The 15302-nt window shown below is 40.6% G+C and carries 12 protein-coding genes; 4 read left to right on the top strand and 8 right to left on the bottom strand.

The annotated features are described in order from the left end of the window. Positions 1-28: 28 nt before the first annotated feature. Both NBH16_RS19385 and NBH16_RS19380 read right to left on the bottom strand, forming a co-directional pair. Positions 29-583, bottom strand: coding sequence for an Atg14 domain-containing protein (locus tag NBH16_RS19385; RefSeq protein ID WP_250788979.1), 555 nt, complete (start codon positions 581-583; stop codon positions 29-31). 306 nt (positions 584-889) lie between these two features. After that, positions 890-1774 (bottom strand): tetratricopeptide repeat protein, encoded by an 885-nt coding sequence (locus NBH16_RS19380; RefSeq protein WP_250788978.1) that lies wholly within the window; start codon positions 1772-1774, stop codon positions 890-892. Positions 1775-2051: 277 nt separating this feature from the next. On the opposite strand from NBH16_RS19380, the gene NBH16_RS19375 reads away from it, so the two are divergent. Together NBH16_RS19375 and NBH16_RS19370 are read left to right on the top strand one after the other, a co-directional pair. Beyond that, the gene (locus NBH16_RS19375; RefSeq protein WP_008773184.1) at positions 2052-3158 is read left to right on the top strand and encodes an acyltransferase family protein; all 1107 of its coding nucleotides are present in this window, start codon (positions 2052-2054) and stop codon (positions 3156-3158) included. A gap of 6 nt (positions 3159-3164) precedes the next feature. Beyond that, entirely contained in the window at positions 3165-3842 is a 678-nt protein-coding gene (locus NBH16_RS19370) for an ORF6N domain-containing protein (RefSeq protein WP_250788977.1), read from the top strand. 78 nt (positions 3843-3920) lie between these two features. Here the strand turns inward: NBH16_RS19370 and NBH16_RS19365 are convergent, their stop codons facing one another. Genes NBH16_RS19365 through NBH16_RS19345 form a run of 5 tightly spaced genes read right to left on the bottom strand, consistent with a single transcriptional unit; the run spans position 3921 to position 11801 of the window. Continuing rightward, on the bottom strand, positions 3921-7544 hold the full coding sequence (locus NBH16_RS19365) for a glycosyl hydrolase 2 galactose-binding domain-containing protein (RefSeq protein ID WP_250788976.1): 3624 nt from the start codon (positions 7542-7544) through the stop codon (positions 3921-3923). Positions 7545-7576: 32 nt separating this feature from the next. Beyond that, positions 7577-8356, bottom strand: a complete 780-nt coding sequence (locus NBH16_RS19360) for a radical SAM protein (protein WP_128577274.1) — start codon at positions 8354-8356, stop codon at positions 7577-7579. A gap of 33 nt (positions 8357-8389) precedes the next feature. Then, positions 8390-10450, bottom strand: coding sequence for a ComEA family DNA-binding protein (locus NBH16_RS19355; protein ID WP_121956131.1), 2061 nt, complete (start codon positions 10448-10450; stop codon positions 8390-8392). Between the two features lie 13 nt (positions 10451-10463). After that, complete coding sequence (locus NBH16_RS19350) at positions 10464-11273, bottom strand: PorV/PorQ family protein (RefSeq protein WP_250788975.1); 810 nt, start codon at positions 11271-11273, stop codon at positions 10464-10466. Between the two features lie 21 nt (positions 11274-11294). Then, the gene (locus tag NBH16_RS19345; RefSeq protein ID WP_250788974.1) at positions 11295-11801 is read right to left on the bottom strand and encodes a BRO family protein; all 507 of its coding nucleotides are present in this window, start codon (positions 11799-11801) and stop codon (positions 11295-11297) included. Between the two features lie 119 nt (positions 11802-11920). On the opposite strand from NBH16_RS19345, the gene NBH16_RS19340 reads away from it, so the two are divergent. Continuing rightward, positions 11921-12526 (top strand): DUF4294 domain-containing protein, encoded by a 606-nt coding sequence (locus NBH16_RS19340; protein ID WP_008773191.1) that lies wholly within the window; start codon positions 11921-11923, stop codon positions 12524-12526. On the opposite strand, the gene NBH16_RS19335 is transcribed toward NBH16_RS19340, so the two are convergent. Continuing rightward, complete coding sequence (locus NBH16_RS19335; protein ID WP_005860365.1) at positions 12518-13048, bottom strand: RNA methyltransferase; 531 nt, start codon at positions 13046-13048, stop codon at positions 12518-12520. The genes NBH16_RS19340 and NBH16_RS19335 overlap by 9 nt on opposite strands. Before the next feature lie 696 nt (positions 13049-13744). Here NBH16_RS19335 and nadA point away from each other — a divergent pair. Further along, on the top strand, positions 13745-14731 hold the full coding sequence (gene nadA / locus NBH16_RS19330; RefSeq protein ID WP_008773192.1) for a quinolinate synthase NadA: 987 nt from the start codon (positions 13745-13747) through the stop codon (positions 14729-14731). Positions 14732-15302: the final 571 nt, after the last annotated feature.

The raw sequence follows: 15302 nt of genomic DNA, 5'->3' as shown, positions 1-15302 counted from the left end.
ATATTAATAGAAGCTATTGTTTATCAATCTATTGTACACTATTAATAAGATAAGCACATAAATCAAGCTCTTTCGCTATGATTCCCAGCCTTTGGCGTACACGCTGCCGACGCTTGTTTACCGAATCCGGCTGGATATGTAACAGGATAGATTCACCTATCGAATCCAAACCCAACAAGCTCAAATAACAATAACGCAATTCGGCGGCAGATAAATTAAACGCAGCGAGTCGATCCGCTAAAAAAGGATAAACCTCATTCACTTGCGTAATAATATTTTGCCAGTCTTTTTCTGATAGTGGAGATTTGGTAGCTCCCGGTACTACTTTTTGGGATAGCTTGATTACTTTCTTGGCTATAGCGGATGATAAGAATAGATCCTTACGCCGTTCCGCTATCCGAAGGACGAGGGTTTCCTCTTCTTTTTTTATTTGTTCATATTCTTTCTCCAGTTTCTCTCTTGAATCAAGTTCATTCAGTTTTTCATTTTTTTCAGACAATTGAATAGATAAAGCCTCTAATCTATCTTGTTTGTTACGTAAATTATCCCGTAGTCTGAATAATTCATTACTCTTATTCGACAAATCGATTTCCTGCTTAAGAAGTCTTTTATTTTTTCTATCAATTCGTATTTGAAAGACCCATAATTATATTAAAAGAATAAATACAGATATTACCCAATAGATAAAATACTTTTGTTTATCCGATTTTAATCGCATATTTTCCAATGATATTTTTAAATGCTCATATTCCTTTTCTATTTTTATTATGTTTTCCCTATTTCGTATCGTCAAGATCGAATCTGAGGCACTGTTATATTCATCCAAGTAAAACCAAGCCTTTTCCCAATTACCCTCCGCTTTCTCTAACAAAGAATAACCATAAAGTACCTAAAAACGGGTCATATCATTAAAACTAGGTACACTTGCTTTCTCCAAACAAATACGTGCATTCTTAAAATCGCCTTCTTCTATATATATACCAGCCAATGTCCTGTAACTTGGTGCGTCATCAAAATCTGACATATTGACATTTTTCCACAAATACAATTTAGCTAACTCTTTATTACCTAACATATTATAAATATTTCCTATTCCATTATATATAGTCCCTATATCAGAAGAGTCACCTACTTCAACTATAATAGTATCCGCTTTCAACAAAAAAATTAACGCTATATCCAAAGAATCCGAAAACGCATACATTCTTCCCACATCCCGCAAGGCGAAAGCCGAACTTCGCATATTACCCGCTTTTCGAAAATAAGATTCCGCTTCCTTATATTTGTCCTTTCCTAACAGATAATTACCCTCGAAATCATACAGATCTCCCATATAGCTACAAATATATCCGGCTTGATTATAGTCTTCACTGCGTAAAGCGATATCCAAAGCTTGCAAATAAACCTTCATCGCTTTCTCGTTCTCTTTATCTTCCACATACGAACGCCCCAAATACAAACCAATCTTCGCTTGTTCTTGCTTTGTCCCGTGTGACTTATAATAGGCTTGCGCACGTAGCAATTGTTGTACATAGGGCAGATCCGTATATAACGTGTCCGCCACTTTACCGGATAGCATACACCAACGAGCCAATAATTTATCACTCAAATTATCGGGCACGGCTATGCTATCCAATAGGATATGGGAACTATCCGGATCGGATTTCAACAAGGATTCCGCACGATCGATTAGGTATATGGCATCGCTCTCATCTCGACAACCTATAAATGAGAGTGTGGATAATAGCGATATCAAAATAAGCAAATGCCTCATTGGTTCCTATCTTTAGATTCTATGCGCAAGATAGGCATATTTTTCATCAAACCTTAAAGAATAATTGATTATTAGGCTTATTGTATAAAATTCTTATCGCTTGGATATCTCCATCATCTTTTTGGAAAAAGACGTACGTGTTTTTCCGAAAACATGTACATGTTTTTATACATCTGATTTTCAATATACTAAAAACAGTATTCCCGAAGGCAGGGATATTGTAGGAAATTCAATTATCTTTGGACTTTTATTGGTAACTTTTTAATCTACTATCAATATGGCACAACAATCCGGAAGATTGCTATCCCTCGACGTGATGAGGGGAATTACGATTGCGGGGATGATTTTGGTAAACAACCCCGGGTCATGGAAGTATGTATATACGCCTTTAGAGCATGCACGTTGGAACGGCCTCACTCCCACCGATTTGGTATTTCCGTTCTTTATGTTCATCATGGGGGTCTCCATGTTTTTCTCGCTTCGGAAATATAACTTCAAGCTGTCGAAAGAAAGCGTGACGAAAGTATTGAGACGCACGGTATTGATATTCCTCGTGGGATTAGGGCTGAATCTGTTCGGGCATGTTTGCTACAATGGATTTACCGATTTCCAGAATTTACGTATCCTTGGGGTGATGCAAAGGTTGGCGCTGGCATATGGCTTCGGCTCGTTGATAGGATTAGCGATTAATCATAAGTATATTTTGCAGGTAGCCGCTGGTATATTGATATTTTACTGGGCATTACTAGGTTTCACGCATAGTATGGAAATGTCGGAGGATAGCATTATAGCGATCGTGGACAGAACTTTATTCGGTACATCGCATATGTATCACGATGATATGGCAGATGGTACACGGATCGCCTTTGATCCGGAAGGGCTCTTGAGCTGCATTGGTAGCATAGCGCATGTATTACTCGGTTTCTACGTAGGAAAGGTAATACAGGATTGTAAAAAGAACAATGAGTTGATTATCCGTAATATCTTCATTTTCGGTACGATTATTCTTTTTGCCGGTTTCTTGCTAAGCTATGGTTGCCCTATCAATAAAAAGATATGGAGTAGCACGTTCGTCTTGGTAACTTGCGGATTCGCCTCCTTATTTCTCGCTTTATTAATCTGGATCATCGATATAAACGGGAAGAAGAAATGGACGTTATTCTTTGAGTCGTTCGGTATCAACCCGTTGTATCTGTATGTACAAGGGGATATATTGGCCGTATTGCTGGGAATGAGCGGTATCTCCGCCTTTATGTATATGGATCTGTTCAGGCCGATATTCGGCGATTTCGGAGGCTCATTAGCATGGGCTATCTTCTTCGTGGTATTAAACTGGATACCGGGATATTTCTTGTATAAGAAGAAGATTTATATCAAGTTGTAAAAAGAAATGATCTATGCTCTGTATATAGAACAAAAAATCACTATATTTGCTCTATATACAAAGCATAAATACAAAAATCAAATTAATAATTTAACTATGGAAAATGAACTTCAAGTTATTGGAACGAAAGAAGTAGAGGAACGTATTATTGAGTTAAGAGAACAAAAAATACTACTAGATAGAGATGTAGCAGAATTATATAAAACAGAAACAAGGGATATAAACAAAGCCGTGAGAAATAATCCTGAAAAGTTCCCCAGTGGTTATTTTTTCACATTGAAACCCTCTGAGAAACAGTATGTGGTGGAAAATTTCCACCGGATGGAAAACTTAAAAAAATCAACAGTAGAACCTAAAGCTTTCACTGAAAAAGGACTTTATATGCTGGCTACTATATTAAAAAGTCCAAGAGCCACACAAACAACTATCGCTATAATAGATTCTTTCGTAAAACTACGTGAGCTTATCCGAAATGTAGATGCGATTCAAAATGAACCTGACCTAATAAAACAAAAAGGTATTGTGAAACGAACTGGCCAACTCTTATCTGATCTGTTGATAGATGATGCTGATACAACTGAAATGGAATCTACCATAGAGTTGAATCTTATGGCCGTAAAACTTAAACATACAGTAAAACGTATTAAAAATAACAATAAAACCGAAGATAAATCTGAAATTTAGAATTGCAAAAAAAATCCAACCACTCTCCTATTCATATCGGAGAATGGTTGGATTTTTTATAGGTATCAGCCTAGCTGACTAGTTCACGTTATAACCGGAGATAACCACCTTCGGGGTCTCGCCTCTCGTATCTACATCTTTCCAATGGATGTTGATCTCTTTCTTCTCGCCCGGAAGCAAGGAGAAATAGTTGTCGCTATAGAACATCGGGAGGAATTGCTCGCCATCCTTCTCGCCCACTACATTCACACGAATCATCAGAGCCGGGGTGGATGAAGTATTCTCTAAGGTAGCGGTAGCGGTCCAAGTACCGTCATTACCCTTATTGGTTGCCACGTTGGATCGTAAAGTAACCTTTGGCATCTCACGCAAAGCTTGGTAGTTGCCTTCCTCTACGCCACGCAGATAGAAGTTATCCGATACGATCTTGCCATTCTCTGTCAACGTCAACTTGACAAAATGAGCGCTGGATACGCTAGCTGGGAAATCCAGTTTCATACATTTGTTGGTCGTATCTTCCTTACTATCCACGGAAACCTCGTTTTCCCATGAAATAGAACCGTCCATATTGATGATTTGAGCCTTTGCCGTCAAACCATTACGTACGCCGGCGCTATAGTTCACTACCTCGATCTCGTCCGTAACCGGATTCCATTGAATGTGCAGAGGCTCGGAGGCCTTCTTGCAACCAAAGTAAGCGGCGGTAGGCTCGAAATAATAATCGTAAGTCTGCCATACCATAGAAGGCCATGCCGGATGCGTCATCCACAGCAATAATCCCTTACGGTTCAAGCTTCTCGATTCGAACATACCCCGGTAACCATCATAGTTTACCCACTGAGCCAGATCAGCGAATTCCTTGGCGTTGTTCGGCTTACCGAAGCCCTTCTCGATGATAGCGTTGAAAGAAGCGCAAGACTGGGCGCCTTCCATCGTATAATCGTGTTGTCCCCATTGAGCGTTTTGCGGCCAAAGCGCTTCCGGAGAGAAAGTACGAACCAAGCTCTCGTAATTCATCACGTTAGGCATACCCCGCTCACTATGGAACTTATCACTACCATTCTTCAAGCTAAAGTATTCTTTAACAGGAAGCGCACGGTACGGGCCATGGCCACTTACCACCTCATCCGCCGAGCTGGAGATATAATGTAAGCCCGGATGATCCTCTTTCACGATACGGCGTAAAGCCTTGTCGATCTGCTCCGGCGGGAAGCCCTCGTTGCGCCCGCAATAAATACCGATAGAGGCATGGTTACGGAAACGTTTCACATAATCCTCAGCATTAGCGATAAACATCTCCGGATCATAAGGATCGGGTCCGTCGGAAGGATTCGCCAACCAGAAATCTTGCCAGATCATGATACCATGACGGTCGCAAGCCTCATATAATTCTTTATCGCCAATCTGTCCTACCCAGTTACGCATCATCGTAAAGTTCATATCGGCATGGTAAGCCACGGCGATATCGTACTCACGACCCCGGTAATTCAGATTAGACTCACCAAATCCCCAGTTACCGCCACGGCCTATAAAACGACGACCATTGATAAAGAGACTCAAGATACTATTATTCTCATTGAAGGTCATTTGTCGGATACCTACCTTGAAATCCTCAGAGTCGGATACCTTATCGCCTACCTTAAAGGTGAAATTAGCGTCGTATAAATAAGGAGATCCGTATCCTTTAGGCCACCACAGACGTGGGTTCTGAACCTTCAATTGGCTGAAGCTATTTGGATCGAAAGTAACCGTCTTCTCCTCGTTTGCGGCCAATTCTACCGGTTGCTCGAAAGTGATATCGCCGATCTTTCCTGTCAATACACCCTTTACTGGAGCGGCATCATGGTTCTTCACGATCACTTCCGGAGTCAAGGTAGCGGAAGTCGTATCCGGCAACGGTAATACAACCTGTACGAACGGGTCTTGAATCGTTACCTTGCCTGTAGAAGTCAAGTACACATCATCCCAAATACCTATATTACGACCACGGATCGTCGAGATCCAATCCCAACCGATCGAAGCGTGGAAGGTTGGGTTATCAGCGCCTAAGATACCACCGTTGAAATCCGTATTCTTCTCACATTTCTCCTTGATAGCGCCGATATGCTCATTCTTGATGATCTCCACCGCGACAACGTTCTTACCCGGTACGACCCTGTCTGTAACGTCAAATACACCTCGGATAAACGCTCCCTCGATACGGCCGATCTTGTTACCGTTTAAATATACATTCGCTTTCCAGTTGATACCATCGAAATTCAAGAACAAACGATCTTGCTTGAATCCTTCGGGTACCTCAAACTCATCCCTATACCAGAAATTAGAGTTGAAGAATGACTCGGATATCTGCATCAAGTTATCCGCGTAATTCGGATTCGGGATAGCTCCGATATTCTTATAACTGCTCAATACCGTTCCCGGTACGGTCGCCACGATCCAATTTTCCGGAGAGAAAGAAGGTTTCGATATTTCCTCACCAGAAGCGGTTACCTCGGAAGCTCGTTGTACTTTCCAGTTTCCGCCCGACAAACGGATCTCGTCTTTTGTAGAAGCCGGAGCAGCAGCCGGTTGGGCAAGCAAGCCACCTTTACCCATCACCTCTATCTCGCTTAAGATATAGCGTCCGTCATTAGCCGGTTGCTCCATCCATACCCGTACGTAGCGGCCCTTTCCTTTTAGCTTGATCTCATCCAGATTAGCATCTCCACCCGGAAGATTCGCTATGTCAACCCATTGTTTCGCGTCGTCGGAAACTTGAATCTTACCCTTGATCGCTTTATTGATCCAATGTAATTTTACTTTGTCGAATTCGGATTGGCTACCCAAGTCCACATAGACCCACTCCTCTCCTGTCGTGGCACTCATCCAAGCGCTATTAAAGAATTTGGAAGGAAGCAAATCTATCAACTTATCTTGGTTATAGAAATTCATCTCGAAGAATGCCCAATAAGCGGCACCTTCCATTTTCAATCGTATCCGATAATAAGCATATTCACCCGGTTGATCGAATGTCAAAGTCTCATTCAACATACGGGTGGGCAACGTACCCGGATCCCAGCTATTCTTATTCGGGTCCGAATGGGCCTTATACTTGCTGGCATTACCCGGCATACCTTTACCCTTTAAGGCAGCCAATTCCGTCCAAGTATTTCCATCATTCGATCCCTCGCAAACAATCTCATATCCATCCTTAATCTTATTCTCGTCATAAGCCACGCTGCCACGAAATTGTACCTTGTCGGCTTTCTCTTTCCAGTTATTCAGCGTGAACAGGAAATAGGCATCCTCGCCTGTAACCGCATTACGAGAATAAGGACCTTGATCGATCATCCACTCACGCTCACGACGAGCGATATCCCCATTTTGCGTAGAGAGATCGAGATACTGAGGTTGTTTATCGCTAATAACACCATCCGTCACCAGTTGAGCCGTTAGATTGTAATCATAACTGGAGGAGTTGTAAGCGCTACGCAAAAGAGCTATGTTACGATACGTGGAATAATCCGGACGTAATGAAGGAGAAAAATCCTCCCCCGGATCTCCCGGATACGAACCGATACCTCTGGTATAATAATCCGACCGATCGAAAGATTCCGCCGGAACACCGCTCTGCCCACATCCCCCTAGCAATGCTGAGACCGCTACCGCTCCATAAAGCGTCAAGAGTCGAGGCAATTTTTTCTTTTTACTGAATGTTCTCATACTACTTATTGTGTTTCTCTAAATTAGTTAGTTTAATAAGATACCGTCACGTCAAAACCCTCCTTCCGGGCCCGTTCTGCAATCGCATCTAATTCTTCTTTAGTAGCTTTTTTCAAAGCTTTAACCGGGGTCTCCCTATCTATCGTATAAATCATGACTTGTTTCGGACGGATTTGTTTTAAGGCGGAGATCCAGCCCGCTATCTCCTCTTCTGTCATATTATTAACCGATTTCCCATTTACTTCCCCCTTCAAGAACATGGTCTGTATAATCAAGTTTCCGTTAAAACGACATAATTGCTTTAATAAAGACTCGAAATTAAACGCCGGAGAATTAGGTACGTCTATCTGCCGAATCCGACTGTCTAATACAGAATCCAGTTTCAATATGTTATCCTCTATTTTATTCAAGGCTTGAAAGACCTCCTCTTTCTGGAGCATCGTAGAATTAGAAAGTACGGCGATTTTAGCATCAGGGAAAAATCGATCCCGGGTAGCGATCGTATCATCAATGATTCCACCGAATTCCGGGTGTATCGTAGGCTCTCCGTTTCCGGCGAATGTAATTACATCCGGAACGATCCCTTCCGCTTTCATGGAACTTAGTTTTTGCTCTAAGGCTTCCCTCACTTCCGTACGAGTAGGCAGTTTACTATGGGTCCTATGATTCTCATTCAATCCACATTCGCAATAAATGCAATTAAAAGAGCATAATTTCCCGTCTGTAGGAAGTAAATTCATCCCTAAAGAGACACCTAGACGCCGACTATGTATCGGGCCAAATACTATTTTATCAAAAAGAATTGTAGACATAGCGCTGTTTGTTTTTACCCACGCAAATCTACTCTAAAATTTCCAGCGAAGCAAAGCATAAAGATCTGTTTTATCAGAACCGCTTATCTCCTCCGTATCAGTACCTATCAAATCCCTGTCCCAATAATGGGTGTGAGCCAGTTTCGCGGACAAGGATAAACGTTTCCAAATATCCAGACGAAAGGTAAGGGCAAACCGCATCCCATCCCCATAAAAAAAGGGCATATTAAAGGCATATAATATATTCTTCTCATACGAACTGACCCGGCTATTGTAATCATCCGTATAAAACCACGCTAGATAACCATCTATTTGAAGAGGTAGGGTAGTGGGCTTCCAGCCTATACTTTGGGAGATCATAATTCCTTTATTAAGTTTCTTTATAGGATCATCGAATAGAATACCATCTAAGGAAGTCTTAAAAATAAAAGGAGAAGAAAAGTTATAAACCTGTTGAAAACGAATACGATGTTGTTTACAAGTATTGATTTTCAATAAATTATCATTTTCAAAAGTTCCATTCTTTTCTTTTTGTCGATATTTATAACGAAGATAAGCTGAATAGTTTCTACTAGGGGTATAATCTATCTGAGCCATATATTCCTGTCCTCCGGAAGGAGCGTCTATCCCGTATTTCAACCAAGGGAAACGGAATAAGTCCGCATAAACGGATAATTTCCAGCGGGCGATCGGAGTCAACTGAAATCCCATATAAACCCCTTGCTCGTTCTGAACCGTAGAGCCTTGCGAGAAAGCGTTCCCAAACAAAGCTTGATAACGGCGATCGTAATAGCGGTATAATACCAAGAAAGATATGTAGGAGGCAGGCGTTAATTGCAAGGCATTCAAGGTCGAAACAGCTCCGTTTTTCGAAAGGGCAATCTCGCCATAAAACTTGATACGGTTCGTTTTCAACATATAGTCAACACCCATGTTGAAATTGTTGGAACCTTTGAAATAGAATAGATTATAAGGTTTTGGATCAGGATCCATCTTAAACTTACCGAATGAATAGGAGAGAGCCGTTAAACCTACATGAAAATGAGGCTTAGCATAGCGGATATTTCCTCCATATACCTGCATCGTTATCGTTTTCCTCTTTTCCCAATCCCGTTGCAAACGATGAAGTCCATCTGTTTTTAATGAGGTGAATGTCAAGCTATCTACGGCCGCATCCATTTTTCGGTACGAATAGAAAACACTTATATCCAAGTTTTTAATCGTGATCGTACCGGCCACCCCTCGAAAGAAATCCTGTTCATTGGTAGAAAAGTGCCTACGGAAGCCGTTTGTCCTTCGCTCTGCTTGAGCGACTACTGCCGTACGACTAGGAGAAAAGTCATTGCTAATCACCAGACCTTGTCCGAAAGACATCTTGTAATCCCCTATAGCCAAGCTTTTTAACCAGTTGATATCTTTTAGGAATAGATGTGCGGAATAAAAGTCATATCCTTTATGATATGCGTTCCAAAAAGGTTCGCCCGCATCTTTCTCGGCTACGAAGCCTGCTTGTAAACGATCCTCGAAAGTATAGGAATAACGTAAGGAGTGATAGAAGGGTTCTCCTCTATATTTACGATTCGGATATAACAAAAGTATGCTGTCCGTTTGTTCACCATATCCCTTTTTCTGTTGAAAACATTGATCATACCTGATTTGTAATTCATTACGACCATATTTCAACAGGTTCTTAACCGTAAGCAACCGTTTTTCAACAAGATTATCACCTATATAAACAAATGGAAGGAGAAGAGATATCGTCTGAAAATCGATATCCTCTATATTCTTCAACTCATAGATGCTAACCATATTTCCGTATCGTTTCCGATAGGAGAGGAGCTGCTCAATTTGGCGATCGGATAGAAAAGGTAATCGCTTCAGTTGTTCTTCCGTCACGGCATTCAAATCAAAAGGATGCTCAATTAAATAAGATAAATCGGCATACAAACTTTCGATACGCTCCGTATCCTCGGTTTCCAAGGCTAGTTCCTCTACATACTCCATCCACTTATCAACAGAATATTCTATTTGAGAATTAGCGTAATAACTATTTATCAACAGGATTATCGACAAGATTATAAACAATCGTTTCATAGCTAAGTATCATTTAAAAAGAGAATGATAAACCAAGACCGGTACTCATCCCTAAAATCGGATGGTAAATAGAGGCTACATCTATCGTAAAGCAAGAAAAGTTATAACCAATTCCTAAAGAGGGCAGGAGAGGAGCGGTCTGTATTCCGGCACGAATAAAAAAAGAATCGAAAGCAGTGTATTCAAGACCAAAGTTTCCAACAACTAGGTTTTCATTTTCCGTTCCTACACTTCCTGTAATTAACAGACTGTTTATAATCTCCCATTGAAAACTTATTTGAATTAAGTAATAATTAAAATCTTCTATTTCAATATCTTTATCTCCTATATAAACAGAAGGAAAATTCATTATTAACATTCCTATTAACAACTTATCAATAGGAGAGAAAGTGATTCCAAGATCTGTTGACAGTCTGGATCTTGTATTTTCCAATAGATCAGTTTGCAAGAAACTATAGTGAACTCCAAGCCCTAACGCCCATTGATCCCCCAAGCGTTTTCCTCCCAGCACACGAACCATCATCTCCCTGTATTTATCAAACCCGAAAACAGAGATATCAACACCTACGGATAATAGTTGATTCGGATAATAAAAACTACCGGACATCGTACCCAGTTCTTTCAACATGTACCGATTAAAGTATTCTAAATGAATGGACTTTTTCTCTTTATCGACAATAAGGGCCGGATTGAATAAAATAGATTGCGTCGCCACATTCCCTCCCATTCCCACGCTACGGACATCCGGTAAACGTAAGTTATCAACACCATGTACATACAATGAAAATACCCCCGCAAACAGGGATAGCAATAGATATTTCATAGTTAAGATTTTGTATGGTTTCTATTTATTCTTCAAGGTTTTCTCATTATCCTTATTTACTCTACGCTGTACCTTTTTAATATCCTCATCAGGGGAGAGTCGTTCAGGCTTAATTCCCCTTTGCAATAGCATATCACAATCCAATAGGCGTTGTTCAATCACCTCGGCCTTACGGGTTTGTACCGCAAAATAAGTCTGTGCAAAAGCTACTTGCGGTTTACGACTATCACCATTTTGTGCGATTAAGTAGCATGCGTAGCGTGTTAATAAGATGTCATTTATTTGTTGCTCAGCACCATGCCCCACAATAATCACTTTCCCGACGTCGGGAAAGTGATCCTCTATATTTTCTCCCGCATTCCGGCACGCTTCTTTGGCTTTCACCACTACATTATTGATAAAGTTATCCCATTTGGCATATCCTAATAGGGGTTGCAACTCTCTGGCACTCCAGCATTCTATGCCTTCTACCTCACATGAAATGGATTCGAATTTTCCGAATAGGGCGGTAATTTCTTCTTTCTTCATAGTTAATATATTCTTAAGTTGTTGTCAATTGCGCAAATGTAATGTTTTATATTCATTTAGCAAGTTATTAACAGATAAATGATGCTGAGAGTCACGCAGTATTTATATTTTCGCGGTATATGATACGAAAAGGGATATATTGTGTTTTGGCTCTACTTGTTCTCTGTAGCTTTAAAGGGATGGCGCAGGCGGTAAAGACAAATATTGTTCCGGAAGGTTATCAGAAAGCTCAACTGTATGAAGGTGATACAATGGCTGTCGTCAACCTTCGGGAAGTTTTTATATATCCTCAAGTTAAGTTTAAGAATAAGCGTGAACAAGCCAAGTACAATAAGTTGGTACGAGACGTAAAGCGTACTTTGCCCTATGCCAAAATGGTGTATGATACGTTGATAGAGACCTACGAATACATGGAAACCTTACCGAATGACAAGGCCCGCCAAGCCCACTTGAAACGGATGGAGAAAGAGTTGTTCGCCCAATATAAACCGGAACTAAAAAAATTATCCTTCTCGCAAGGCAAGCTACTTATCAAACTGATCGATAGGGAATGTAATCAATCCAGTTACAATTTACTGAAAGCCTATCTGGGAAGTTTCCGTGCGGGCTTTTGGAATTTCTTCGCAGGCATGTTCGGAGCCAGCCTTAAATCGGAATACGACCCGAAAGGTAAAGATGCCATGACCGAACGGGTCGTCGTATTGGTTGAGAATGGTTTAATCTGATAGTTGCTTGAAGAAATCCCAGATCACGATACCGGTAGTAACCGATACGTTCAAGGAATGCTTTGTACCGTATTGAGGTATTTCAATACATATATCACAGTTATCAACCACATTTTGTTGAACGCCTTTTACTTCGTTACCCATGACGATAGCGTATTTCTTTGTCTTGTCTAACTGCAAGTTATCTAACATGACACTACCTTCCGCTTGCTCTACGGCACATACCGTATATCCCTCTTGGCGCAGTTTATCAACAGCCTCCGGGGTATCCTTGAAATATTCCCAATCTACGGTTTCTTCCGCTCCTAAGGCGGTCTTATGGATCTCCGCGTTCGGAGGGCAAGCCGTAATACCACAAAGATAAATAGCCTCTACCCGGAAAGCATCGGAGGTACGAAACACGGAACCTACGTTGTTAAGACTTCTAATATGGTCTAAGACAACGATTAAAGGTATCTTCTTACTTTCCTTAAAAGCCTCGGGAGTCAGGCGGTTCAATTCGGTTACTTTTAATTTTCGCATAACAAATATCTTTGACCGCGAAAGTAGCGAATATCCGTGGATATGCCGTTGAAAAGCTATTAATAAGTAGTGGACATAAAATGAAAAATATTTCTTGCTTTATTCAAATACTTGTCCATACACCCCCCTTTCTTAAATTAGCAAATGAATAAGCCACTTATTTATTACGCGCTATCAACAGCCCTTATACACCTATTGACAACCTTGCTGGAGGATCTATTTTTTCACAATCAAGGTTATCAACAATAAACAGCTAAATATTCATAAAGTCTATAACTATAAGAATTACAATCTATAGATAGACATCCATGCTGTTGGTATCCTTTTGATAAACCGTTCACAGACTTTAATAAGTCAATAACCAAAGATTGTAACAAAAATGTATTAACCATTTCAACAGCCTATCATATTCATCATATTTATTTTTAAAATTAAAGATTAATAAGAATATAATATAATGATTGTGGATAACTATTGAGGGTTGAGGGCAACTCATCCATCGGTGGCAAAGATAAGAATCTTTCTTGTTATTTCTATAAATGAAGAAAGTTTATACCTTTGTGCTTTGTGAACAATAGGTTGATAAACTAGATAAGATGAAGATTATCAGTAATACTTTCTGTGGATAATATTGTTTATATATAGTGAAAAGCCTATTGGGAGCAGTAGAAACAGGAATCATTAATATATAAGGCTATGTTGACAAACCAATCAATCGGGTACATGGATGCGCCCGTTCCTAAGGATTTAGACCTTAAGGAAGCGATCGACAAGTTACGTAAAGAGAAGAATGCGATTATTTTGGCGCATTACTATCAAACAGGCGATATACAAGATATAGCGGACTATGTGGGAGACAGTCTGGCCTTGGCACAATGGGCGGCTAAGACGAAGGCGGATATCATCGTGCTTTGTGGGGTTCACTTTATGGGAGAGACGGCGAAGATCCTCTGTCCGGATAAGAAAGTGCTGGTACCGGACTTGAATGCCGGTTGCTCCTTGGCGGATAGTTGTCCGGCTCCGGAGTTTGCCGAGTTCGTCAAGCAACATCCCGGTCATACGGTAATCTCTTACGTGAATACGACCGCCGCCGTGAAAGCGGTCACGGATGTGGTGGTTACTTCCACGAACGCCCGCCAGATCGTGGAGAGCTTCCCGGAAGGTACACCGATGATTTTCGGTCCGGATCGTAACTTAGGTAATTATATCAATAGCATCACGGGACGCAATATGTTGCTTTGGGATGGTGCTTGCCACGTGCATGAGCAATTCTCATTGGAGAAGATCTTATCTTTGAAGAAACAGTACCCGAACGCGGAAGTGATTACCCATCCGGAATGCAAGCAGCCGGTTATACAGGTCTCAGACTTCGTAGGATCGACCGCGGCTTTGCTGAAGCATACCATTAAGTCCGACGCGAAACAATTCATTGTAGCGACGGAAAGTGGCGTTATTCACGAGATGCGCAAGCAGAGTCCGGATAAGGAATTCATCCCGGCTCCTCCGAACGACAGTACTTGCGCCTGCAACGAATGTAATTTCATGCGCTTGAACACGATGGAGAAGCTATATAATTGCTTGAAGTTCGAGATGCCGGAGATATTCGTGGACGAGGAGGTACAGAAGAAGGCCATCAAACCGATCAAGAAGATGTTGGAGATCTCTGAGAAGCTGGGACTCTGATCCAAACAAATGCGGGATAGGTCTCAACCGATAGGCCGGACTTGAGTGATATAAAAGCTAAGCCCGGTCTATTATATGTAAATAATCAAAATTATGTACAATATCTACAACTATCCTTATAATCATTTGAATTTAAAATATTTATCCTATTGTTGTAGATAGGAAAACATCTACAATAGTAAGTCTTTATCTACCATCATTTCCCGCTTTTAGTAAGTGTCTTTGCCATGCCATCAAAGGAATTTTCTACACTCTACGTATATAATCAGTCCGTTTTTCTTCCTTTCTTTATATAGATAAAATATTAATATATAAGTATTTGTGGTTTTTTATGGTATAAAACAAAAGTTTTACACATAGGAAACATTTGTTTTCATAGAAGAAAACTAAAGTTTTGTACTGAAGAAACTTCTGTTTTCCCATGTAGAAACTTTTGTTTCCCTAGGAAGAATGTCTTTTCCTGATTTATCTAGACACTTTTTTTGTTTATAAACGTAATCAGTAGACAGTAGTTATAAAGTAATACTGATATAGTAGTCACTTCTTTTAACTTCATACTGATAACATAGAC

The sequence above is a fragment of the Parabacteroides sp. Y3-G-102 genome (genome assembly GCF_023656845.1).
GTDB classification, from domain to species: domain Bacteria; phylum Bacteroidota; class Bacteroidia; order Bacteroidales; family Tannerellaceae; genus Parabacteroides; species Parabacteroides distasonis.
The sequence above is the reverse complement of the archived record's forward strand: the minus strand, read 5'-3'. Positions and strand labels throughout refer to the sequence as shown.